We start from the raw sequence: 20,403 nt of genomic DNA on the forward strand, positions 1-20,403 counted from the left end.
TCACCCCTCCGAGTGGTGGAATTCGCTCCGCCGGGACCGCGAAGCGAGGTTTGAAACCCGAAAACACCGGTTCGGGGGTGCCGAATCCGGCGCCAGGCCGTCATCCACAGGGCCCAGCCCGGGCCTGTGGACAAATAGCGGCGAAGGATCTTGTGAGGCGAGTTATCCACAGGGATCGATAAGTTATCCCCAGCCGGGTCCGGCCCCGGTAGGCTTGCCCCCGTGATTGACCTTCGTCTGCTTCGTGAAGACCCTGACCGAGTGCGCGCCTCGCAGCGCGCCCGTGGCGAGGACGTCGACCTGGTCGACGCCCTGCTCTCCGCCGATGAGCGCCGCCGGTCGTCGGGCAGCCGCTTCGACGAGCTGCGCAACGAGCAGAAGGGTCTGGGCAAGCAGGTCGCCAAGGCCCAGGGCGAGGAGAAGGCCGCCCTGCTCCAGCGCACCAAGGAGCTGGCCGCCGAGGTCAAGGCCGCCGACGCCGAACAGGGCGAGGCCAAGGAGGAGGCCGAGCGGCTGCTGCGCTCGCTGGCCAACCTGATCGACCCCGCCGCCCCGGTCGGCGGCGAGGAGGACTTCGTCACGCTGGAGGAGATCGGCACCCCGCGCGATTTCGCGGCCGAGGGCTTCGAGCCCAAGGACCACGTGGAGCTCGGCCAACTGCTCGGCGCGATCGACATGGAGCGCGGGGCCAAGGTGGCCGGCTCCCGCTCCTACTACCTGACCGGCCCCGGCGCCCTGCTGGAGCTGGCCCTGGTCAACATGGCGATGGCCCAGGCCTCCGCCCTCGGCTTCATCCCGATGATCACCCCGGCCCTGGTCCGCCCGGCCGCCATGGACGGTACCGGCTTCCTCGGCCAGGCCGCCGAGAACGTGTACCACCTGGAGCAGGAGGACCGGTACCTGGTCGGCACCAGCGAGGTCCCGCTCGCGGCCTACCACATGGACGAGATCCTGGACGCCGAGAAGCTGCCGCTGCGCTACGCCGGCTTCTCCTCCTGCTTCCGCCGCGAGGCCGGGACCTACGGCAAGGACACCCGCGGCATCATCCGGGTGCACCAGTTCGAGAAGGTCGAGATGTTCGTCTACACCACCCCGGAGGAGGCGGAGGCCGAGCACCGCCGCCTGCTCCAGTGGGAGAAGGACTTCCTGAACGCGCTGGAGCTGCCCTACCGGGTGATCGACGTCGCCTCCGGCGACCTCGGCGCCTCGGCCGCCCGGAAGTTCGACATCGAGGCCTGGATCCCGACCCAGGGCAAGTACCGCGAGGTCACCTCCACCTCGAACACCACCGAGTACCAGTCCCGCCGGCTGTCGATCCGGATGCGCGAGGAGGGCAAGGTCCGCCCGCTGGCCACCCTCAACGGCACCCTGGCCGCCGTCCCCCGGCTGATCGTGGCGATCCTGGAGAACCACCAGCAGGCCGACGGCTCGGTGGTGCTCCCCGAGGCGCTGCGCCCGTTCCTGGGTGGCCGGACCACGCTGGACCCGGTCAAGTGACCGCCGGGCTGCCGTACCGGCTGATCGCCACCGATCTGGACGGCACCCTGCTCACCCCCGCGGAGACGGTCTCCGACCGGACCCGCGCCGCCCTGGCCACCGCGACGGCGGCCGGGGCGGTCCACATCGTCGTCACCGGGCGAGCGGTCTCCTGGGCCCGCCCGGTCCTCGACGAGATCGGCTACACCGGGATCGCGGTCTGCGGCCAGGGCGCGCAGGTGTACGACGCCGGCGCGCACAAGCTGCTCACCTCGATGACCCTGGACCGGATGCTCGGCCAACTGGCGCTGGCCAAGCTGGAGGCGGAGCTCGGCCCGCTGGCCGTGGCCGCCGTCCAGGACGGCCTGGACGGCGCCGCGCTGGCCCTCGGCCCGTACCGGCTGGAGACGGCGGGCGACTTCTCGTTGCGCCAAGTGCTGGGCCGCGCCGAGCTGTTCGCCGAGCCGATCAGCAAACTCTTCCTGCAGCACCCGGAACTGACGGATGATCAGCTGACCGCCGCCGCCCGGGGGATCGTCGGCGACCTGGTCGGCGTCACGCTGGCCGGGCCGCGGATCGTCGAGCTGCTGCCGCTGGGCCTGACCAAGGCCACCGGGCTGGCCGTCGCGGCCCGCCGGCTGGGGCTGCGGGCCGCCGACACCATCGCGTTCGGGGACATGCCCAACGACCTGCCGATGTTCCACTGGGCCGCGCACGGGGTGGCGATGGCCAACGCGCACCAGGAGCTGCTGGCGGTGGCCGACGAGGTGACCGCGAGCAACGCCGAGGACGGGGTCGCGACGGTGCTGGAGCGACTCTACGGCTGACGGATCGTCAGCCGTCAGCCGTTGTAGCTGAGTTTGGCGCACGGATCGTCGTCGGCCGAGCGGGCGTTGTCGGCGATGCTGGAGGGCAGCGGGGCAGGCTGGGCCGCCGGCGCCGTCGAGCCGCTGGGCGCCGCGGCGCCGGCTGCCGCCGCCGCGTAGTCCTTGCCGAGGATCAGGTCCAGCCCGCTCCCGCTCTTCTCCAACGTCGCGCCGGGGAAGAGCCGGGCCAGCTGCTGAGCCGCCGTCACCGCGCCGGCTCCGTACTGGATCAGCGTGGTGTCGTGGTTCTGCGCGGCCGCGTTGGCGGCGCCGGTCACGGTGAAGCCGGCCTCCTTGAGCTTGGCGCCGGCCACGCCGGTCAGGCCCTTGGTGGTGGTGCCGTTGTAGACCATGACCTTGGCGCCGGCGCCGTCCACCGCGGCGCTCGGGCTCGGGCTGGGTATGGAGGCGGCGCTGGGGCTGGGACTCGGGCCACCGCTCGCCGCCGCGCCGGGCTGCTGTCCGCTGGCGTCCTGGCCGTCCAGCGTTCGGTCGGCCTTGAGCGCGGCCCAGAGCCGGTCCGCGTCCGGCTCGACCCAGGCCACCCGGGGGCCCTCGAAGCGCCAGGGGACGGTGACGAACTTGACGTCGTGCAGGTCGATGTTCTTCATCGACAGCCCGAAGCCGAGCAGCTTTTCGGCCGAGGCCAGGTCCGGGTCCACCGTCACCGACTTGGTGGCGGCGTCGGCCAGCGGCAGCAGGGTGGTGGGGTTCATCCCCTGGCCCTTGACCTTCTTGATCAGCGCGGCGAGGAAGGCCTGCTGACGCTGCATCCGGCCGATGTCGGAGCCGTCCCCGATGCCGTGCCGCACCCGGACGTAGTCCAGCGCCCGCTGGCCGGAGATGGTCTGCAACCCCTTGGCGAAGAGCTGGTCGCCCTTGTGGCCGAGGTTGGGGTTCAGGTCGCCCTGGTAGACGGCGTTCGGCAGGCAGACCTGGACGCCGCCGACCGCGCTGGTCATCGCCGAGAAGCCGGCGAAGTCGACCACCAGGGTGTGGTCGACCCGGAGCCCGGTCAGGTGCTCCACGGTGTTCTGGGTGCAGGCCGGGTTGCCGGCGTTGGTGTTCCCCATCGAGAAGGCCGCGTTGAACATGGTGTTCGGCTGCGGCTTGGTCCACTTGCCGTTGACCAGACAGGACGGGATCTCGACCAGCGAGTCACGCGGTATCGAGATGCCGACCGCGTGCTTGTGGTCGGCGTAGACGTGCAACAGGATCGTGGTGTCCGAGCGGGCGCCGGCGTCGCCACCGCCGCCGAGGTCGCTGTTGCCGCCGCCGCGCGAGTCGGAGCCGATCAGCAGCACGTTGACCGGCTTGTTGCCGTTGGCGTCGGGGGTCGCCTCCGGCGGGCGGTCGGGGGCGATGCCGGCCCGGTCGAAGCTCTTGATGTTGCCGGTCAGCTTCAGATAGACCGCGCCGGTGGCGGAGGCCGTCAGCACCACGGCGGCCGCCGCCGTCCAGGCGATGATCTTCTTCCTACTGGCCGGCTTGCGTCGCGCCCGGGCACGGGCACGACGGGCGGCGGCCCGGCCGCCGGTGCCCGCCGGCGATTCCTGCGGAGTGTCGCGGTCGGACGACCGTGCCCTCTGGCCTGCCATCCGCACTCCCCTCCATCGGTTCTCCGCCGGCGCTTTCAGCGGAGCATATAGAGAGATCACCACGATGCCTTGACCGGGCCTTGACTTGCACTATTGCTTAACCATGCAAGTGGGTCTCACAACCTGCATGCACAGCCCACAGGGGCACTTGTAGGATGACCGGGCAAGTGGTTGTAGGATGACCGGGCAAGCCAGCAGATGGACCAGGCGGACGGGCGGAGGTGGCGGGTGACCAGCGGTAGCGGTAGCGGTAGCGGTACGGGCAACGGCGGCGGCTCCCTGCAGGCCGCCGGTCGGCGCTCCCTGGTGGACCTCGCGATCGAGCAGCTCCGTGCGCAGTTGGCGGCGGGCAGCTGGGCGGTCGGCGAGCGGATCCCCACCGAGCACGAGCTGGCCGAGCGGTTGCAGGTCGGCCGCAACACCGTGCGCGAGGCGGTCCGGGTGCTGGTGCACGCGGGCATGCTGGTCACCCGGCAGGGCGAGGGCACCTTCGTGCGCAGCACCAGCGACCCCGCCGCCGTGCTGCGCGGCGTGCAGCGCTCCGGCGTGCGCGACGTGCTGGAGGTGCGCGCGGCGCTGGAGGCCGAGGCGGCCCGGCTGGCCGCCGTCCGGCACACCCCCGAGGACCTGGACCGGATGCGGGCCGCGCTCGCCCGGGAGGCCGAGGTGATCGCCGCACACCCGGAGCGGGTCGGCCGCGAGGCCACCGTCGAGCATGACCTGGAGTTCCACACCGCGGTCGTCGAGGCCGCCCACAATCCCGCGTTGACCGAGGTCTACCGCTACTTCGGCGCCTCGGTACGCGAGTCGATGCGCACCGCGTTCGGCGACCACGAGATGCCCGAGGTGGTCGTGGCCACCCACGCGGCGCTGGTCGACGCGATCGCGAGCGGCGACCCCGAGCGGGCCGAGACCGCCTGTCGCGCCCTGCTCGCCGAGCCGACCGCGGCGGTCGAGCAGTTGCTCGCGGAGTTCGCCGCGCGGAAGTAGTCGGCAGCCGCCGGCCCGCACCACAGCGGGCCCCCGTCTCCCCCTGCCACCCCCCGTTTCCCTAGAAATGGCACCACCATGTCCGTCACCCGGGCCCAGCAGTCGCTGCCCACTTCGGCCGTCCGTGTCCGTACCAAGCTCGCCCACCCGGCGCTGCTGCTGACCGGGATCGTGCTGGTCGCGCTGAACATGCGGGCCTGCCTGGCCGCGATCTCGCCGATGGTCGGCGAGATCCAGCACACCTTCGGCCTCTCGACCACGGTCAGCGGGCTGATCACCACCGTGCCGGTGCTCTTCCAGGGCCTCGGCGCGCCGCTCACCCCGCGGCTGACCCGCCGCTTCGGCACCGAGCGGGTGGTGCTCGGGGCGGTGCTGGTGCTGGGCGCCGGGGTGCTGCTGCGGGTGCTGCCCTCGGTGGTGGCGCTGTACGCGGGCTGCGTGGTGATCGGGGTGGCGATCGCCGTGCTGAACGTCTCGATGCCCGGACTGGTCAAGCGCGAGTTCCCGCAGCGGGCGGCGGCGATGACCGGGGTGTACTCGACCACGATGCTGGTCGGCGCCACCCTGGCGGCCGGCAGCTCGGTGCCGCTGGAGCACGCGCTCGGCGGCGGCTGGCGGGCCTCGCTCGGGGCCTGGTCACTGCTGGCGCTGGTGGCGGCGGTGGCCTGGCTGCCGCAGGTGCTGAAGGCCCGTCAGGACCGGGCCGCTGGGCTCGCGGAAGCCGCGGGGGCTGCCGCTGCTCCGGCTCGGACGGTCGCCGAGAAGCCGATCGCTGGGATCTGGCGACTGCCGCTGGCCTGGCAGATCAGCCTGTTCATGGGCATCTCCTCGCTGATGGTCTACACCCTGGTCGCCTGGATGCCGACGATCCTGGCCGACCACGGCATGAGCCGGGACCAGGCCGGCCTGGTCTTCGCGTTCAGCAACCTGGTGCAGGTGGTGGGCGCCTTCCTGGTGCCGCTGCTGGCCGGCCGGCTGACCCGGCAGCGCGGGCTCGCGGTGGCGATGGCGGCGCTGAACGCGGCCGGCGTGCTGGTGCTGCTGCTCGCACCGGTCTCCGGTGCCTGGGTCGCGGCGGCGGTGCTCGGCCTGGCGCAGGGCGGTTCGCTCGGCCTGGCGCTGGCCTTCATCGTGCTGCGCACCCGCAGCGCGGCGGGCGCCGCCCGGCTGGGCGGCATGTCGCAGGCGGTCGGCTACCTGATCGCCGCCGCCGGCCCGGTCGGCGGGGGCGCGCTGCACCAGCTGACCGGGAGTTGGACGGCGGTGCTGGTGGTGCTGCTCGCTCTGGCGGGCGTGGCGGCCGTGGCCGGCTGGGGAGCCGGGCGGGACCGGACGCTGTAGCGGACGGAGGTAGCAGTCGGGGGTAGCAGTCGGGGGCGGCGGACACCCGTGCCCACCGCCCCCGCAACCGGCCGGCGTAAGCGTCAGTCGTCCGAGCTGAGCGTCAGCCCGGCCAGCCGGACCGTGGCGAAGGCGGTGGTCGCGACGATGACGATCACCAGCAGCGCAATGGCCGCGCCGAGCGCGACATCGGCGGTGATGGCGCCCGGTGACGCGATGGTCTTGGCGATCGACAGGCCCCACTGCTGGATGCTCAGCGTCCTGGCGCCCTTGACGAAGTTGCCGACCAGGCTCTCCCAGACCAGCGCGTACGCCAGCCCCACCACCACCGCGTTGCGGGTGACCACGCCCAGCAGCAGGAAGAGCGCGCTGTAGGCGGCGCCCGCCACCAGGGTGCCGACCGTGTAGGCGAGCGCCAGCCGGTCCGCGGTGCCGTCCAGGATCAGCCCCGCGATCAGGGTGGGAACGGCGGCGAAGACCCAGCTGGTGAGAACGGCGACGGCGAGCTTGGTGGTGATGATCACCCGCCGTGGCAGCGGCTTGGCCAGCAGGTAGACGATCGAGCCGTCGTCGATCTCGGTCGAGATCACGCCGGTGCCCACCACCAGCCCGAGCAGCGGGACCAGGGTGCCGAGCCCCAGCGTGCCGAGGATGCTGACGGTCAGGTCGTGCTTGTCGGTGTCGGCGGTGCTGGAAGCGCTCGCCACCACGGCCATCAGCAGCAGCAGGACCGGGACGACCAGCAGCAGGATCGCCCGCCGCCGGCCGAGGAGACCGCGTACGGTCAGCCGTGCCACGGTCAGGTTCACGGTGTTCAGCCTTTCTGGACTTCTGGACTTCTGGACTTCTGGAGACTCTGGAACAGGGTTGAGCGAGTCAGGAGTTGACCAGGTAGGAGAAGACGCTCTCCAGCGACTCGTCCGCCGGCGAGACGGTGTAGAGCCGGATCCCCGCCTCCTTGGCCACCTTGGGCAGCAGGGCGGTGAAGCCCTGGAAGTTGATCGCCTGGATCCGCAGCGCCCGTTCCTGCCAGTCCAGTTCGATGCCGGCCGTGGAACCGTCCGCGATCAGCGCGGCGGCCAGCCGCCGGTCGTCGCTCGAGCGGACCAGGTAGCGGTGCGGACGGTCCGTCATCAGCCGGCGGATCCGGCGGAAGTCACCGGAGGCGGCGTGCCGTCCGGCGACCACCACCTCGATGTGCCGGGCCAGTTGCTCGACCTCCTCCAGGATGTGCGAGGAGAACAGCACCGTGCGGCCCTCGGCGCCGAACCGGCGCAGCAGCTCCATGAGTTGCAGCCGCTGGCGCGGGTCCATGCCGTTGAACGGCTCGTCCAGCAGCAGCACCGCCGGGTCGTGGACCAGCGCCGAGGCCATCTTGACCCGCTGCTTCATGCCCTTGGAGTAGGTGCCGGTCTGCCGCTGCTGCGCAGGCTCCATCTCGACCAGGGCGAGTGCCCGGGCGGCCGCCGCGCCCGGGTCGGGCAGGCCGTGCAGTTCGGCGTTGGCGAGCACGAACTCCCAGCCGGTCAGGTAGTCGTACATCGACTCCCGCTCCGGCACCAGGCCGATCGCCCGGTAGACCTCCTGGTTGCGCCAGATCGGCACACCGTCCAGCGTCACGCTGCCGGCCGAGGGCGCGAGGAAGCCGCTCATCATGTGGATCAGGGTGGACTTGCCCGCCCCGTTGGGCCCGAGCAGGCCGGTCACGCCGGGGCCGATCGACATCGAGACGTCGTTGACGGCGACCACGTTGCCGAACCAGCGGGAGACCTTGTCGATGGTGATGACAGCCATGACGACCCCTCAGATCTTCCGGTAGCGGCGCAGCAGCACCAGGTAGGCGCCGACGACGAGGGCGACGATCTCCAGTCCGAAGACCGCCGCGCCGAGCATCCCGGGCGTCCCCGGGGAGTCGGACGCCAGACCGCAGACCTGGTTGACGAACCGATCCACCACCGAGCTCGGCGAGATCAGATAGGCCCAAGTCGCCCCGTTTGCCCCGTCGTTGCGCAGACCGCCGGCGGAGAGCCCGGCGATGATGGTGGCCACGATCCCGGTGACCACCAGCACGCCCATGATCGCCGCGACCCCGAAGCCGCGCCGCGGCGTGGCCGCCGCGATCACCAGGGCGACCGCCGAGAAGACCACCGAGTAGAGCAGTGCGGCGAGCAGCCCCATGCCGAAGTGCTCGGTGTTGTGGGCGAAGTCCATCCCGCCGAGCAGCGCGCCCAGGTAGAGCACCAGCAGCGGCAGGCCGGTGACGATCAGCATCGCGGCCACCAGCGCGGCGGCCTTGGCCCGCACGTAGTCCGCGCGGATGATCGGGCGGGAGAAGTAGAGCGGGACGGTCGCGTACCGCAGATCGCGGGAGAGCAGCACCGGGGCCTGGGCGGCCACGAAGATCTCCGCGAAGAGCAGGCCGACGCTCGCCAGGTACTGCGGATAGTCGGTGCTGAGCTGGGCCTCGCCCCCCTTGATCGCGATCGTCACCACCAGGGCGGCCGGCAGCGTGATCGCGGCCAGCATCAGCATCGGCAACACCTTGGACCGTCCCGAGCGGCCCAACCCGAAGGCGCCGCGCAGGCCTTGGACGAAGAGCGAGCGGGTGGCGTAGCCGCGCCCGAGCCGAGGGCCCCGGTAGCCGCGGTAGCCGATGTTGTGGATGACACCGTCGGGGGCGGCCCCGGGGGCGGCGTCGGCGGCGGCACCGTCGGTGAGCGCCGGGAAGTCGGACTGGTTGGTCATCGGCTGTCCCCTGCCGGCTCGGCGGTCCGCTCGGCAGTCCGCTCGCCGGCCGACTCGGCGGCCGGCTCGGCGGCCGGCTCGGCGGCCGGCTCGGTGAAGATCTCGGCGACCTTGTGGCGGCGCTGTTCCAGGCGGACCAGGCCGAGCCCGAGGTCGGCGACGGTGTCCCGGATCAGGTCGTAGGTGGCGTCGCCCGCCAGCTCGACCAACAGGATGTGCCCGCCGTCGGGGCGGACGCTCAACCCGGCGGCGGCCAGCCGCTGCTGGACCAGCTGATCGGCGCTGCCGTCGGCGTTGTCCGTCACCTCGACCGCGAGCAGCTGGGTGACCTCGGTGAACGAGGCGGTGGAGGAGGAGCGCAGCAGCCTGCCGCCGTCGATCACCACCAGGTGGTCGCAGGTCCGCTCCAGCTCACCGAGCAGGTGGGTGGTGACCAGCACCGAGATGCCGAACTCGCGGTGCACCTTGCGGATCAGCCCGAGCATCTCGTCCCGGCCCACCGGGTCGAGGCCGTTGGTCGGTTCGTCCAGCAGCACCAGCCGCGGGTCGTGGACCAGCGCCTGGGCGAGCTTCACCCGTTGCTTCATGCCGGTGGAGTAGCCGCCCATCGGGCGGTAGCGCTCCTCGTACAGGCCGACATGGCGCAGCACGTCGGCCGTCCGCTCGCGGGCGGCGGTGGCCGGCAGCCCGGACATCCGGGCCATGTGCACCACGAACTCGGTGGCGGACACGTCCGGTGGCAGGCAGTCGTGTTCGGGCATGTAGCCGACCAGCTCGCGGATCGCCGAGCCCTCGGTGGCGATGTTCAGCCCGAGCACCTCGCCGCTTCCCGAGGTGGCCGGCGAGAGCCCGAGCAGGATCTTGATGAGCGTGGACTTGCCCGCCCCGTTGGACCCCACGAGTCCGACCACGCCCGGCTGCACCTCTACGGTGAGCTGATCGAGCGCGGTGACGGCGGGGAACCGCTTGGTGAGGGCGTCCGTTCTGATGACTGGAGGCGCGGTGGACACAGGTCGAACCTAGTGCCTGGCGACCCCGGTGGGACCTGACCGCAGGCGTGGATCCTCTCCTGCTGCGGGATGACGCTGCTCGGGCCATCCCCTAGGGGACGCCCGAGCAGCGTTGCCACACAGGCTGAGTGACGGCGCGTCAGCCCAGCAGGTCCGCCTGGAGCAGGACGACCTGGCGGAAGGCCTGGTTCGGCACACCGTGCGGGTTGCTCATCACGATGGTGGCCACCACGTCACCGGAGCCGAGGTAGGCGACTTCGGCGACCGGCTGCGCGGCACCCTGCGGACCGGCCAGCAGGCCGCTCTTGCTGGTGAAGCTCGCGGTCGGGACCTTGAAGTCGAACTCGTCGATGCCGGTGGCTCCTTGCTGGACCGCCTTGGGGCTGCCGCTCGCGGTCAGGTTGCCGTAGAAGTCGCTGCCCTCGTCCGACGAGCCGAAGCGGAGCAGCCAGATCTCGGTGCGGGTCCCGTCCTTGGCGGTCCAGACCCGGGAGGCGGCGCCGCGGCAGGCATCGGTCGCGAGCATGTTCGGCACGCCGGCCGAGTCGTTGTGCAGCTTCGCGTAGTCGGTGCAGGGGGGTGCGGCGGCGGGCGTCACGCCGTTCGCGGCACCCGGGACGGCCTCGCGGGGCGCCGGCAGCACCAGCGCCCGCAGGTCGGCGTAGTGCCGGTGCAGTGCCGCGAAGGCGCTCGGGGCCGGCTTGCCGTCCGGGAGTTGCGGCAGCGTCGCCTGCGCGAAGGTGTAGCGACCGTCGGCCGGGGTCGCCAGGCCCGGGATGTCGGTACGCGCCGGCGCGGTGACCGCGATGGCGGTGGCAGCGCCCGAGGCCACCAGGAGCAGCGCGGCGACCGACCAGCGCAGCACGGAGCCCGGGCGGGGACGGCGCGGCGGGCGCGGGTCGGACTGGCCCGGGACGGCCCAGGGGTTGACCGCGTCATCGACCTCCGCGATCCAGTCGGCCTGCGCGCGGGCGGGCAGCGCGGGAGGCCGCTCGGGCTGCGTGGGAGGCTGCGCGGGGGCCTGTTCGGGCCGCGCGGCGGTCTGCTCGGCGGTCTGCTCGGTCATACGGACGCTCCGGGAAGGGCCAGCCGCTGCAGCTGCTGACGGAAGATGGACACGGCCTCGCTCAGCGGCAGCGGCGCGACCCCTTCGACGTGCATGGTCACCAGCAGGTCGCCGACGGCCGCCGTGCACTCCATCCCGTCGATCGGCTCGCTCGGCTCGAGCTTGGGCAGGAAGCAGCGGGCGTCCGGGTGGTCGGGCACCTGCGGCCCGTCCCGGAACATCCCCGAGTCCCCGGCCAGCGCGTCGGCGAAGGCGTTCGCGGCGTTCACCGACTGCTGGTCGAACTGGTCCAGCCACACCGTGGCGACCATCGTCGCGTCGTCCTGCTGGTAGCTACGCACGCCCGCGGCCTTGTGGCCCTCGGCCTGCAGCACGGCCTTCACCTTGTCGCGCTGGTCCTTGGGCAGGTCCTTGATCTGCTCGTCCAGGTAGGACGTGAGCTGGTCCTTCGTCAGCGCCGTGTCGTCGCCGTACATCCCGTCGTCCGGGCCCGGCCGGAAGCCTTCCGGCAGCGGAAGCAGCAGGTCCCGCATCGAGCCGAAGTGGCTGCCGTTCGCGCCGGCGCCGTACGCCGGGCCACTGCTCGGCGCGGCGGCCGGGACGGGCGCGGCGGCCGGGGCCTTGGCGGCGCGGGGCGCGGTGCGGTCGGGGGTGGCCGCGATGACGCCGGCGCCGATGACCACGCCGGCCAGCACGGCTGCCGCGACCGCCGCCGTCACCCGCAGCGCGGGGCGCCGGCGGCGGGGAGCGGAGACGAGGGCCGAGGTGGGTTCCGGCTCGAGCGCGGGGAGGGGTGCCGGCTCGGCCCCAGGGGTTTCGAGGTCGGTCATGCCAGCCGCTCCCACTGCTGCTTGGCCAGGTCGCGGACCGTGTCCGCGGTCATCTGGGCGGTACCGAACGCCTCCACGCGCACGACCAGGTCACCGCGCCGGGTGACCGCCGAGGCGTAGTAGAACTGCTCGTTGGTCTCGAAGTACGTGTCCGGCGTGGTCGCCGCCTGGTAGCCGCCGGCCATGCCGTTCGAGAACGGCGTCCCAGCGGTACGGGCGGTCGCCGCCTGCGAGACGGCCGAGGCGGCGGCGTCGGAGAAGTACTGGATCAGCTGGACCCGGTACTTCACCCCGTTCTGCTGCCAGGTGATCAGCGCCGCCCGGCGGAAGCCGCCGGTCAGCAGCTGCTGGAAGTCCCGCGCCTGCCGCCCGGTCTCCTGGGCCAGTTGCCCTGCGGTCTCCCAGTCACCGGTGTCCGCGACACCGAAGTCGTCCTAGTCCTGCGCGCCGGCCGGCCTGGGCACCAGCAGCGGACGCAGATCGCCGTCGATGGCGAGCGGCTTCGGGGCGATCGCCGCCGAGGCCTGGGGGTCCAGGTGGACGGCCGGGTAGCTGGGCAGCGTGACCGGCTGGATCGGCGGCAGCGGTGTCGGCGGACGCTGTGCCTGGATCGCGTATCCGACGCCACCACCGAGCAACGGCCCGAGCAGCAGCGCGCCGACCAGCAGCAGCGCGGTCCGCGAGCGACGCCACGGACGCTGGTCGGCGACGGGCTCGGCGGCCGGTTCGGCGACAGGCTCGGCGGAAGGCTCGGCGGCCGGTTCGGGCTCGGGCACTGGGGCCAACTCGGCGGGGGAATCAGGAACTTCGGGCGGCGTGCTCACAGCGGACTCCTGCGCGGGCGGGACGACGGGCGACGGCGGACCACTGCGGTCCGCGGCCTCAGCCACCGCTCCCCAACCGGTCACGCTGGCGCTTCATCGCGTCCGCCAGCAGCGACGCGTCCGGGTCGCCCTTCACGTACACGTGCACCTCGTACTCGACGTCGCCGACCCAGCCGACGCCGGCCAGCTCGCCGGTGTCCGCCTGCTGGGCCGGCTTGAAGAGGAAGCCCCTGGCCGAGCTGTCGCCGTTCACCGACACCGAGGTGGCGCTGTCCCAGGTGGCCGACTGCGCGAAGGCCTTCGCGTTGTCGGCCGAGGAGAAGCGCATCAGCTGGGCGGAGATCTCGGTCTGCCCGTCCGCGGTGCGGTACCGGCGGTAGGCCGCCTCCTGGTAGCCGTAGGAGTCCAGGATGCCCTGGGTCTCGTCCGGCTTGGCGTAGTTCTTCGCGATGTCGGACACCGTGAGCGCGGTGCCGTCCGCGGCGCCGTAGGCCTCGGCGCCGTCCGGCAGCGTGACCAGGAAGAAGCGCAGGTCGCCGCCGTGGGTGTCGCCGTTGACGGAGCCGTGCAGGTTGCCGGTGGGCGACGGGGCGAGCGAGAGGCTGGGCAGCGGCACCGGGGTCGCGCTGGTGCCCGGGCCCGGCTGGGCGGCCGGCGCGGTGCTCGGGCCGGCCGGCGCGATCGCCGCCGCGGCGGCCGGGTGGTGTCCCGGCCGGCCGACGGCGACGGTCACCGTGGCACTGGCCGCGGTGACCGCGAGCAGTCCGAGGGTGGCCAGGGTGACGATGGTGGCTCGAGGCAGCCGGCGGGACCGGCTGCTGGGCTGCTCACCGGGCGGCTCCGTCGCGAGAACGGGCGCTTCCACTGACTCGAGGTCAGCGGCAGGATCGGGCGCGGACAACAGACTTCCCCCACGAAGTGAATGGGCCCTCGGAGTGAACGGGCCGGACGCGCGCGCCGCCTGCCAAGCTCAGCCGCACCGTCAGTCACCTGGCAGTATGAGAGATCATCAGCCGCGCCAGCAACGGGAAAACCCGCTCCTCTCCCCCATTGCCCCACCTATCGGACACGTTGTGATCCAACCGCAACCATCCGGCGGTTTACGACGATCCGTCAGCTTTCCGGGTGGTCGGCGTCCCTGACGTCAGGACCGGCTGCCGGGCGGATCTCCGGGGGACCGATATCGAGTCAATATCAGGGCGATGCGACCGGCTCCCAGTGTCCCCACCGTCAAGCGGTCTCGGGTAGACGGGCACCGCACCGCAGGCAAGAGAGGACGAACACCATGGAGTTCCGGACGGGAGACTCACCTCGGCCCAGCGTCGAGGCAGCCGCTATCCGTGGCCTATGCGGGATCTATACGAGCGGGACCACCCGAACACCGGCACCCTGACGGCCACGCCGTCGAACCCACCCGCCTGCCCCGCGACAGCGCGGCACGGGGGCCGAACCGCGGCGCGACAGCGGCGTCAGATCGGCTCGACCGAGATGCGCACTTGGCACAGCCGGCGCAGATCATCGGTGTCCCTGGCCACGACGGTCACGTCGCCGTGTTCCAGGTGGGCGGTGGCGGCGAGCATCGCGTCGATGGCGTACTTGTGCCCGTGCAGTCCCTCGGCTGCGAGCAGCTTGCTCGCGGCGCGTGCGACCTCTTCCGTGATGGGCCGCACCTTGACCAGGGACACGGCGTGGTCGAACGCCGCCTGCGGCACCTTGGGGTCGCGCGCCTCGACCAGCGTGGCCGCGCTCGTCACCACCAGGAGGTCGAGCGTCCGGGCGACGTCCAGCCGCACGGTCATGTCGCGATGCCGTCGGGAGAGTTTGGAGAGTGCCTCGCTGTCGAGAACGAGGGTGCCGCTCACGCGGCGTCCGCCGGAGCGGCGAGGGGCGGCGCCGATCCGACGCGGCCCGCCTTGCCTCCGCCCTCAGTGGCGACCGGTCGAGCGACGGCGGGCGGCCATGGTCACCGCGCCCGCGCCGAGGACGACCAGGGCTCCGCCGGCGCCGAGCAGCAGGCCGGACGAGGCGCCGCCGCCGGTGAAGGCAAGCTGCTGCGGGGTGGCGGTCGCCGTGGTCGGGACAGCGGCGGGCGAGGTCGCCGCCGCGGGCCGCACGGCGGCCTGGGTCGGCGCGGCGGTGGGCACGGCAGCCGGGGCGGACTTGGTCGGCGTCCCGGTCGCGGTCCTGGCCGGGGCACTCGCCGGCGCGCTGGTCGGTGCGTCCGGGCGAACGATGTGCAGGGTGCGCACGGGGCCCTGGCCGCCGGGTGCGGTGCCGAGGAACACGGTGATGTCGTGCTGGTCGGCCGGCGCCTTGCCGGAGAGCGCGACGCGGAACATCAGCCGCGAAGCCCGGCCGGTGTCCAGGTGCTGGGCGAGGCCGGAGGTGTCGGGGTAGATCACCGGGTCGCACCCGTGGTGGACCGGCAGCGTCTTCCACTGGCCACCGGTCATGACCTGGACGGTGAAGTCCTCGGGCCGCAGGTTGGTCCCACCGGCCGCCATGTCGTAGAAGCCGAGGGTCGGCCGAAGATCGTCGTACGCCGCGCCGGTGAAGTTGGCCATCTCCACCTGCAACTCGATCGGGCTGCCGCCCGCGGTGATGGTGTCGGGCGTGCCCGGCAGGTAGGCGATCGTCGGCTCGCCCTTGTGCACCGCGGCAGCCGGGCCGCCGGCCGCCGGCGCGGCGTTGGCGGCACCGGTCGGTGCCGGGGCCGTCGGCGTCGCGGGTGCCACTGCGGCGGTGCCGCCGTCACCGCAGGCCCAGGCGGCGGAGGCGCCGGTGAACAGCGGCATCGCGGCGCCGAGCACGGCGGCGGTGGCAGCGGCGGCCAGCAGACGGGAGCGGCGGCGAGTGGAGCGAGCAGACATCGGAGGATCCCCCAGGAGGTTCGGACGCGGACGCAGACGAGACAGTGCGTCCCACCCCCTTCTCCGCTCACGTGTGGGAGACCCGGTGGACGCTCTGTGCACATCTTCTCGGCCTGATGTCCCTTCAGGATCCTTGCTTCGTCATCGTGGTGTAGCAGAACTGACTTCGCATGTGCCTCCGCCGCTCAACTCAGCTGTGCCAGGCCCTCGGTGGCGATCTTCTCGAAGACGGCCAGGTCGTTCTCGAAGATCGAGTCCGGCACCGGCCAGTGGATGACCAACTCGGTGATGCCCAGCTCGCGGTAGCGGCCGGCCCAGTCCACGAAGGCGTCCAGCGAGGCGAGCGGCTTCTCGGCGGTGGAGCCCTGGAGCAGGACCTTCTCCAACTCGGCGACGTCCCGCCCGTGCGCCTCGCAGGCCGTGGCCAGCTTCGCGAGCTGCGCCGCGATCACGTCCGGCGCCTGCTCGACCGGCACGTCGGCCGGCCCCTTCGGATCGCCGTACGTCACCCACCCCTGCCCGTACTCCGCCGCCAGCCGCAGCCCGCGCGGCCCGGTCGCCGCCACGTAGAACGGCAGCCGTGGCCGCTGCACGCAGCCAGGGATGTTCCGAGCCTCGACGGCCGAGTAGAAGCGGCCCTCCTCGGTGGTCGCGTCCTGGGTGAGCAGCTTGTCCAACAACGGCAGGAACTCGCCGAACCGATCCGCCCGTTCCTTCGGCGACCACGCCTCCTGCCCCATCGCCGTCGCGTCGAACCCGACCCCGCCGGCCCCGATCCCGACCGTCAGCCGCCCGCCCGAGATGTCGTCCAGGCTGACCAACTCCTTGGCCAACGTCACCGGGTGGCGAAAGTTCGGCGACGTCACCAGGGTGCCGAGGCGGATCTGCTCGGTCGCGGTGGCGGCGGCGGTGAGGGTCGGCACCGCCCCGAACCACGGCTCGTCGCGGAAGGACCGCCAGGAGAGGTGGTCGTAGGTGTAGGCGGCGTGGAAGCCGAGGTCCTCGGCTCGCCGCCAGATCTTCTGTCCCTCGTTCCACCGGTGGATGGGGAGGATCACTGTGCTCAGGCGCATGGCTTCGACCCTACGCGTTCGCTCCGGCAGGTGAGATTCGAGCGACCCGCGGCGACGGCACCTGCACGACCGCTAGCGTGGCGCCATGGGTGCGCTGGGCAGGGCCGAGCCGCTACTGGTCCGGCTGACGTCAAGCGGCTCACACATCATTTCGGCACTGGCAAGCAGGGAGAGCAGGACATGGTGATCGCCGTTCGGGATGCGGATCACTGCGAGCGCTCGCTTACCGATCTCATCGAGCGCAGTGCCGAGTTGAAGGGAGAGCTGGTCGCCTTCGGGCAGAGCGCTCGCTTCGACCAGTGGTTAACTCCCCTCCTGCTGGAGGCCGCGGGCCCTGAGCGGCGGCTGGACGAGGGTACGGCGGTTCGGATCACCGACCAATTCATCCTGCGGTACCGCCTGCCGGGCGGTACCACCGTTGTGGACCGATTCGTCGCCTCACGGCGGGACTTGAGCGAAGTCGATCGGGAGCTGCTGCTCGGCTGGCGTGGCCCGGTCGAGGGCATCTTCGAGATCCGGCGCAAGGACGGGGATGGCGTCGTCCTGCTGAACCTGGTCGACGACCTGGAGTACCGCGTGTACTCGAACATCGGGCCGAGGGTCTTCCGTGGAGTGTCCAAGGGACAGTTCCTTCTCGCCTGCTTGGTGCCCATCCACTCGGCCGACGGTGTGTGGCTGATCTCCGGGATGATGTCGTCCTACCCGAAGTCCAGTGCCACCGAGATCGCCCAGGCCGCGCTCCAACTGGCCACCAGCCAACCCGAACTGGTCTTCCGCAACCCCGAGAAGATCGAGCAGGGATGGGAGCGGATGCGGGAGGACCGGGCCGCGTTCGTCGAGTTCTGCGGCGGCGACGAACTGGTCCTGCCCCCTGCCGAGGCCGAGGCCAGGCTCAACGCCTACTACCGGCACCGGCAGGAAGCCGCCGTCGCCGGGGCGCCCGACCGCGCCCGAGGCAGGCGGCTCCCTGGCCTGGGTCTGCCGTTCTTCGAACTGCCACAAGATCTTGCGGACTCGGGCACCATCGGCGTCATCTACGACGAGGTCGACGGACTCAACTTCTACGCGGACTACGGACTGTTGCGGGACCTCTTCGCCGACCCGGCCCTCGCGGGCCGCAGGCAGCACCAGGACCTGCTGCGCACATACCTGCGCGAGGAGTCGATCTCACCACTGCCGTTCCGCCGACTGGCCGCCGCGTTTCCGGAGACAGTCGATGAGGTGTTCGGGAAGCTGCTGCGGAAGCCCGGATTCACCTGGGGTGAGCACGGCGAGGCCCTACTGCGCCGACGCAAGTCCCGGTACTACGCGCAGGAGCCCCGACCTGGCGTTTCCGTGATCGGCGAGCGCCTCAGCGAGCTCACCGCCGGCGACCGACGGCAGAAGCTCACAAGAGCGCGGCGCGTCTCGGCGGCCTCATCCGGGTGAAATGCTGGCGAGCCTGATGCCCGTACGGGACGATGAAGTAGCGTCGGATCGTCGTCTGGAGCCAAGGAGGTGCCGCATGTCGTACGAGCCCAAACTGGCTGCCGCGTTGTCCGGTGCGACTCTGCGGCAGCTGTCGCACTGGCGGCGGGCCACCGGCGAGCGCGGCGCTGTCCTCGTGCCGGAGATCTCAGCATCTCGTCCGATCCTCTACTCCTTTCGCGACGTGGTCGCCCTGCGAGCCTGTGTCCGCCTTCGCGAGGAGGCATCCCTCCAGAAGATCAGGCGGGCGCTGAACACGTTGCGCGAGGGCCTCGACGAAAGGGAACACCTCTCGGCCTACCGGCTGGTCGCGGGCGGTGACACGATCTACCTGGCAGACCCGGACCACGCAGTGGACCTCGTGCGGAGCAAGGGCAATGTCGTCATCCACGACATGGTGGACGTGCTTGCGCCTTTCTACCGTGGTGGTCGACGAATCCCGGACCTTCTTGAACCCCGGCCGCACGTGTCCATCGACCCTGCCGTGCGAGGCGGCGAGCCGGTCGTCGAGGGGACACGCATCCCGGCTACAGAGGTTGCCGCTCTCCTACGGGACGGCGTGCCACCTGAGCAGATCGGCGACTACTACCCGGGCGTCACAGCAGAGGCAGCGCGCGACGCAGCGGACTTCGCCGACTATGTCGACAGTTACGAGGACGCGGAAATCAGGCAGGCAGCGTCTTGAAGCTGCTGCTCGACGAGAATGTGCCGCTTCCCATGGCACGGATCGTGCGGCTGCTCCTGAAACACCACGTCGTCGAGCACGTGGCCGAACTCGGAGACTGGGCGGGAACCAAGGACGTCGACCTCTATGCGCGTGCGGCGGCGGACGGCTTTCAGATCGTTGTCACGAACGACACGAAGCAACTGAGCCGCCCACTCGAGGTAGTCGCCATCGCCGAGTCGGGCCTGCATCGCATCGAGTACCGCCAGAATCACAAGCACGGCGGGTTGGTGGGTCTCGGTGCAGCTATCGCCACTGTGTGCGCCGGCCTGCCCCATGCCTTGGCTGAACTCGACCAGGCAGACGGCCAGCGCCTGATCTCGCTGAATGCGGTCGACCCGTCCCAGCAGAGCCGCTTGCGGATCGTGGATCCTGCCAGCGCTCCGCCCAAGTTCTGGCCCGCCAGCTCACAGGGGTAGTGGCATCAGGGGCTGAACCCGCGGAACATCGCAGGTCAGCATGCGATAGGTGAAAAAGGATTGACTGACGTCACCAGGGTGCCGAGGCGGATCCGCTCGGTCGCGGTGGCGGCGGCGGTGAGGGTCGGCACCGCCCCGAACCACGGCTCGTCGCGGAAGGACCGCCAGGAGAGGTGGTCGTAGGTGTAGGCGGCGTGGAAGCCGAGGTCCTCGGCTCGCCGCCAGATCTTCTGTCCCTCGTTCCATCGGTGGATGGGGAGGATCACTGTGCTCAGGCGCATGCATCCGACCCTACGGGACCGTCGAGATCACGATCGGCTTCCCGCTGCGGCCTCGTACGGACGAAATCAGCGAGGCCGCAGACATCCAAGCGGTCAGAGCCGTCGGCTCCGCAATCCGTCGTCCGTCATCAATCGAGTTCGAAGTGGTTCTTCAGGAATCCTGCGGCTGTCGCCGGAAGGCGGGTACCGGTGGAGGAGTCACCGGCCTGCCAGTCGACGTGGAACGTCAGCGCTCCTCGGTGGAACTCAGCCATCGTTCCAGTGCGGCGCGCGTGAACTCGTCCGTACGAGGCCGTTCGACCAGCCACTGACCGTGCTGCCGCAGCATCCCGACCCGCTGGGGATTCCGCAGCAGGACGCAGTCGACCCATTCTTCTCCCCGGTCTCCTCGCACCACCACGTTCCCGTCGAGGGACAGCATGACGAATGCCGGATGGCCAGGACCGTTTCCGAGAATGCCCGAGGCTGCGCCGTCGCCCGCGATGTCCCACCGATCAGCCAGCTTGACCTTCGCCCACCACCAGACTCGAGGCAATGTGTCACCGAACCGGTTGACAGCCACTAGAAACTCCGGGTTCTCCACTCCGAACAACCCGCCGCCACTGGAAATCCGATACCATTCGGAATTCACCTTTTCGATCAGCTGCGGATCTCCGGATTCCACCGACCTCGCAAGGATCCCATCCTCTTCGGAACAGCTGCTGACAAGCGTTGCGAGAGCCGGAGGAATGAGCGGCACGCCTGGGTCGACCATCCCCAGGTAGTCGAGGCCGGCTGTGCTGAACACCGTCGCCAGCGCAGCATCGTCCATTTCGTCCATATA

The 20,403-nt window shown here is 71.1% G+C and carries 21 protein-coding genes and 1 pseudogene; 7 read left to right on the forward strand and 15 right to left on the reverse strand.

Annotated elements, in window-relative coordinates; genetic code table 11:
* Nucleotides 1–222 precede the first annotated feature (222 nt).
* Both serS and ABH937_RS35130 read left to right on the forward strand, forming a co-directional pair.
* Nucleotides 223–1,497: a serine--tRNA ligase gene (serS, locus tag ABH937_RS35125; protein ID WP_280691140.1), complete on the forward strand. Its 1,275-nt coding sequence runs from the start codon at nt 223–225 to the stop codon at nt 1,495–1,497.
* On the forward strand, nt 1,494–2,303 hold the full coding sequence (locus tag ABH937_RS35130) for an HAD family hydrolase (protein WP_370220606.1): 810 nt from the start codon (nt 1,494–1,496) through the stop codon (nt 2,301–2,303). The genes serS and ABH937_RS35130 overlap by 4 nt, the downstream gene beginning before the upstream one ends.
* A gap of 14 nt (nt 2,304–2,317) precedes the next feature.
* On the opposite strand, the gene ABH937_RS35135 is transcribed toward ABH937_RS35130, so the two are convergent.
* A complete protein-coding gene (locus ABH937_RS35135; RefSeq protein WP_370220607.1) occupies nt 2,318–3,940 on the reverse strand; it encodes an LCP family protein in 1,623 nt (540 codons plus the stop codon).
* Between the two features lie 228 nt (nt 3,941–4,168).
* Between ABH937_RS35135 and ABH937_RS35140 the strand changes: the two genes are divergently transcribed.
* Both ABH937_RS35140 and ABH937_RS35145 read left to right on the forward strand, forming a co-directional pair.
* The gene (locus tag ABH937_RS35140; RefSeq protein ID WP_370220608.1) at nt 4,169–4,930 is read left to right on the forward strand and encodes a FadR/GntR family transcriptional regulator; all 762 of its coding nucleotides are present in this window, start codon (nt 4,169–4,171) and stop codon (nt 4,928–4,930) included.
* A gap of 78 nt (nt 4,931–5,008) precedes the next feature.
* Nucleotides 5,009–6,271 (forward strand): CynX/NimT family MFS transporter, encoded by a 1,263-nt coding sequence (locus ABH937_RS35145; protein WP_370220609.1) that lies wholly within the window; start codon nt 5,009–5,011, stop codon nt 6,269–6,271.
* Between the two features lie 83 nt (nt 6,272–6,354).
* On the opposite strand, the gene ABH937_RS35150 is transcribed toward ABH937_RS35145, so the two are convergent.
* From ABH937_RS35150 to ABH937_RS35205, 12 genes are all read right to left on the reverse strand, one after another.
* Nucleotides 6,355–7,080, reverse strand: coding sequence for an ABC transporter permease (locus ABH937_RS35150; protein ID WP_280691145.1), 726 nt, complete (start codon nt 7,078–7,080; stop codon nt 6,355–6,357).
* Nucleotides 7,081–7,147: 67 nt separating this feature from the next.
* Complete coding sequence (locus ABH937_RS35155) at nt 7,148–8,065, reverse strand: ABC transporter ATP-binding protein (protein WP_370220610.1); 918 nt, start codon at nt 8,063–8,065, stop codon at nt 7,148–7,150.
* 9 nt (nt 8,066–8,074) lie between these two features.
* A complete protein-coding gene (locus ABH937_RS35160) occupies nt 8,075–9,016 on the reverse strand; it encodes an ABC transporter permease (RefSeq protein WP_370220611.1) in 942 nt (313 codons plus the stop codon).
* The gene (locus tag ABH937_RS35165; RefSeq protein ID WP_370220612.1) at nt 9,013–10,026 is read right to left on the reverse strand and encodes an ABC transporter ATP-binding protein; all 1,014 of its coding nucleotides are present in this window, start codon (nt 10,024–10,026) and stop codon (nt 9,013–9,015) included. The genes ABH937_RS35160 and ABH937_RS35165 overlap by 4 nt, the downstream gene beginning before the upstream one ends.
* A gap of 139 nt (nt 10,027–10,165) precedes the next feature.
* Nucleotides 10,166–11,092: a hypothetical protein gene (locus tag ABH937_RS35170; protein WP_370220614.1), complete on the reverse strand. Its 927-nt coding sequence runs from the start codon at nt 11,090–11,092 to the stop codon at nt 10,166–10,168.
* Nucleotides 11,089–11,922, reverse strand: a complete 834-nt coding sequence (locus ABH937_RS35175) for a hypothetical protein (protein ID WP_370220615.1) — start codon at nt 11,920–11,922, stop codon at nt 11,089–11,091. Before ABH937_RS35175 ends, ABH937_RS35170 begins: the two co-directional genes overlap by 4 nt.
* Nucleotides 11,919–12,212: a hypothetical protein gene (locus tag ABH937_RS35180; RefSeq protein WP_370220616.1), complete on the reverse strand. Its 294-nt coding sequence runs from the start codon at nt 12,210–12,212 to the stop codon at nt 11,919–11,921. Before ABH937_RS35180 ends, ABH937_RS35175 begins: the two co-directional genes overlap by 4 nt.
* A gap of 144 nt (nt 12,213–12,356) precedes the next feature.
* Nucleotides 12,357–12,746 carry a hypothetical protein gene (locus tag ABH937_RS35185; protein WP_370220617.1) on the reverse strand — a complete coding sequence of 130 codons (390 nt, stop codon included), beginning with the start codon at nt 12,744–12,746 and terminating at the stop codon, nt 12,357–12,359.
* Between the two features lie 58 nt (nt 12,747–12,804).
* Entirely contained in the window at nt 12,805–13,611 is an 807-nt protein-coding gene (locus ABH937_RS35190) for a hypothetical protein (RefSeq protein WP_280691152.1), read from the reverse strand.
* A gap of 604 nt (nt 13,612–14,215) precedes the next feature.
* Nucleotides 14,216–14,608 carry a type II toxin-antitoxin system VapC family toxin gene (locus tag ABH937_RS35195; RefSeq protein WP_370220618.1) on the reverse strand — a complete coding sequence of 131 codons (393 nt, stop codon included), beginning with the start codon at nt 14,606–14,608 and terminating at the stop codon, nt 14,216–14,218.
* Nucleotides 14,609–14,671: 63 nt separating this feature from the next.
* Nucleotides 14,672–15,616: a hypothetical protein gene (locus ABH937_RS35200; protein WP_370220619.1), complete on the reverse strand. Its 945-nt coding sequence runs from the start codon at nt 15,614–15,616 to the stop codon at nt 14,672–14,674.
* Between the two features lie 185 nt (nt 15,617–15,801).
* Nucleotides 15,802–16,689 (reverse strand): LLM class flavin-dependent oxidoreductase, encoded by an 888-nt coding sequence (locus ABH937_RS35205; RefSeq protein ID WP_370220620.1) that lies wholly within the window; start codon nt 16,687–16,689, stop codon nt 15,802–15,804.
* Between the two features lie 180 nt (nt 16,690–16,869).
* Between ABH937_RS35205 and ABH937_RS35210 the strand changes: the two genes are divergently transcribed.
* The 3 genes from ABH937_RS35210 to ABH937_RS35220 all read left to right on the forward strand — a co-directional run bounded on the left by ABH937_RS35210 (nt 16,870) and on the right by ABH937_RS35220 (nt 19,299).
* Entirely contained in the window at nt 16,870–18,117 is a 1,248-nt protein-coding gene (locus ABH937_RS35210; protein ID WP_370220621.1) for a hypothetical protein, read from the forward strand.
* A 76-nt stretch (nt 18,118–18,193) separates the two neighbouring features.
* Nucleotides 18,194–18,841, forward strand: a complete 648-nt coding sequence (locus ABH937_RS35215) for a DUF433 domain-containing protein (RefSeq protein ID WP_280691158.1) — start codon at nt 18,194–18,196, stop codon at nt 18,839–18,841.
* The gene (locus ABH937_RS35220; RefSeq protein WP_370149640.1) at nt 18,838–19,299 is read left to right on the forward strand and encodes a DUF5615 family PIN-like protein; all 462 of its coding nucleotides are present in this window, start codon (nt 18,838–18,840) and stop codon (nt 19,297–19,299) included. Before ABH937_RS35215 ends, ABH937_RS35220 begins: the two co-directional genes overlap by 4 nt.
* A gap of 44 nt (nt 19,300–19,343) precedes the next feature.
* On the opposite strand, the pseudogene ABH937_RS35225 reads toward ABH937_RS35220, so the two are convergent.
* Nucleotides 19,344–19,580, reverse strand: a pseudogene (locus ABH937_RS35225) (LLM class flavin-dependent oxidoreductase); the annotation flags it as partial.
* 226 nt (nt 19,581–19,806) lie between these two features.
* Nucleotides 19,807–20,400 carry a hypothetical protein gene (locus ABH937_RS35230; RefSeq protein ID WP_370220622.1) on the reverse strand — a complete coding sequence of 198 codons (594 nt, stop codon included), beginning with the start codon at nt 20,398–20,400 and terminating at the stop codon, nt 19,807–19,809.
* Nucleotides 20,401–20,403 lie beyond the last annotated feature (3 nt).

The sequence above is a fragment of the Kitasatospora sp. GAS1066B genome (genome assembly GCF_041262605.1).
Lineage (GTDB): Bacteria > Actinomycetota > Actinomycetes > Streptomycetales > Streptomycetaceae > Kitasatospora.

Coding starts and splice junctions, on each gene's coding strand:
- ABH937_RS35135 (WP_370220607.1), bottom strand. CDS start 3,940: ATGGCAGGCCAGAGGGCACGGTCGTCCGACCGCGACACTCCGCAGGAA.
- ABH937_RS35145 (WP_370220609.1), top strand. CDS start 5,009: ATGTCCGTCACCCGGGCCCAGCAGTCGCTGCCCACTTCGGCCGTCCGT.
- ABH937_RS35155 (WP_370220610.1), bottom strand. CDS start 8,065: ATGGCTGTCATCACCATCGACAAGGTCTCCCGCTGGTTCGGCAACGTG.
- ABH937_RS35160 (WP_370220611.1), bottom strand. CDS start 9,016: ATGACCAACCAGTCCGACTTCCCGGCGCTCACCGACGGTGCCGCCGCC.
- ABH937_RS35170 (WP_370220614.1), bottom strand. CDS start 11,092: ATGACCGAGCAGACCGCCGAGCAGACCGCCGCGCGGCCCGAACAGGCC.
- ABH937_RS35175 (WP_370220615.1), bottom strand. CDS start 11,922: ATGACCGACCTCGAAACCCCTGGGGCCGAGCCGGCACCCCTCCCCGCG.
- ABH937_RS35200 (WP_370220619.1), bottom strand. CDS start 15,616: ATGTCTGCTCGCTCCACTCGCCGCCGCTCCCGTCTGCTGGCCGCCGCT.
- ABH937_RS35205 (WP_370220620.1), bottom strand. CDS start 16,689: ATGCGCCTGAGCACAGTGATCCTCCCCATCCACCGGTGGAACGAGGGA.
- ABH937_RS35210 (WP_370220621.1), top strand. CDS start 16,870: ATGGTGATCGCCGTTCGGGATGCGGATCACTGCGAGCGCTCGCTTACC.
- ABH937_RS35215 (WP_280691158.1), top strand. CDS start 18,194: ATGTCGTACGAGCCCAAACTGGCTGCCGCGTTGTCCGGTGCGACTCTG.
- ABH937_RS35230 (WP_370220622.1), bottom strand. CDS start 20,400: ATGGACGAAATGGACGATGCTGCGCTGGCGACGGTGTTCAGCACAGCC.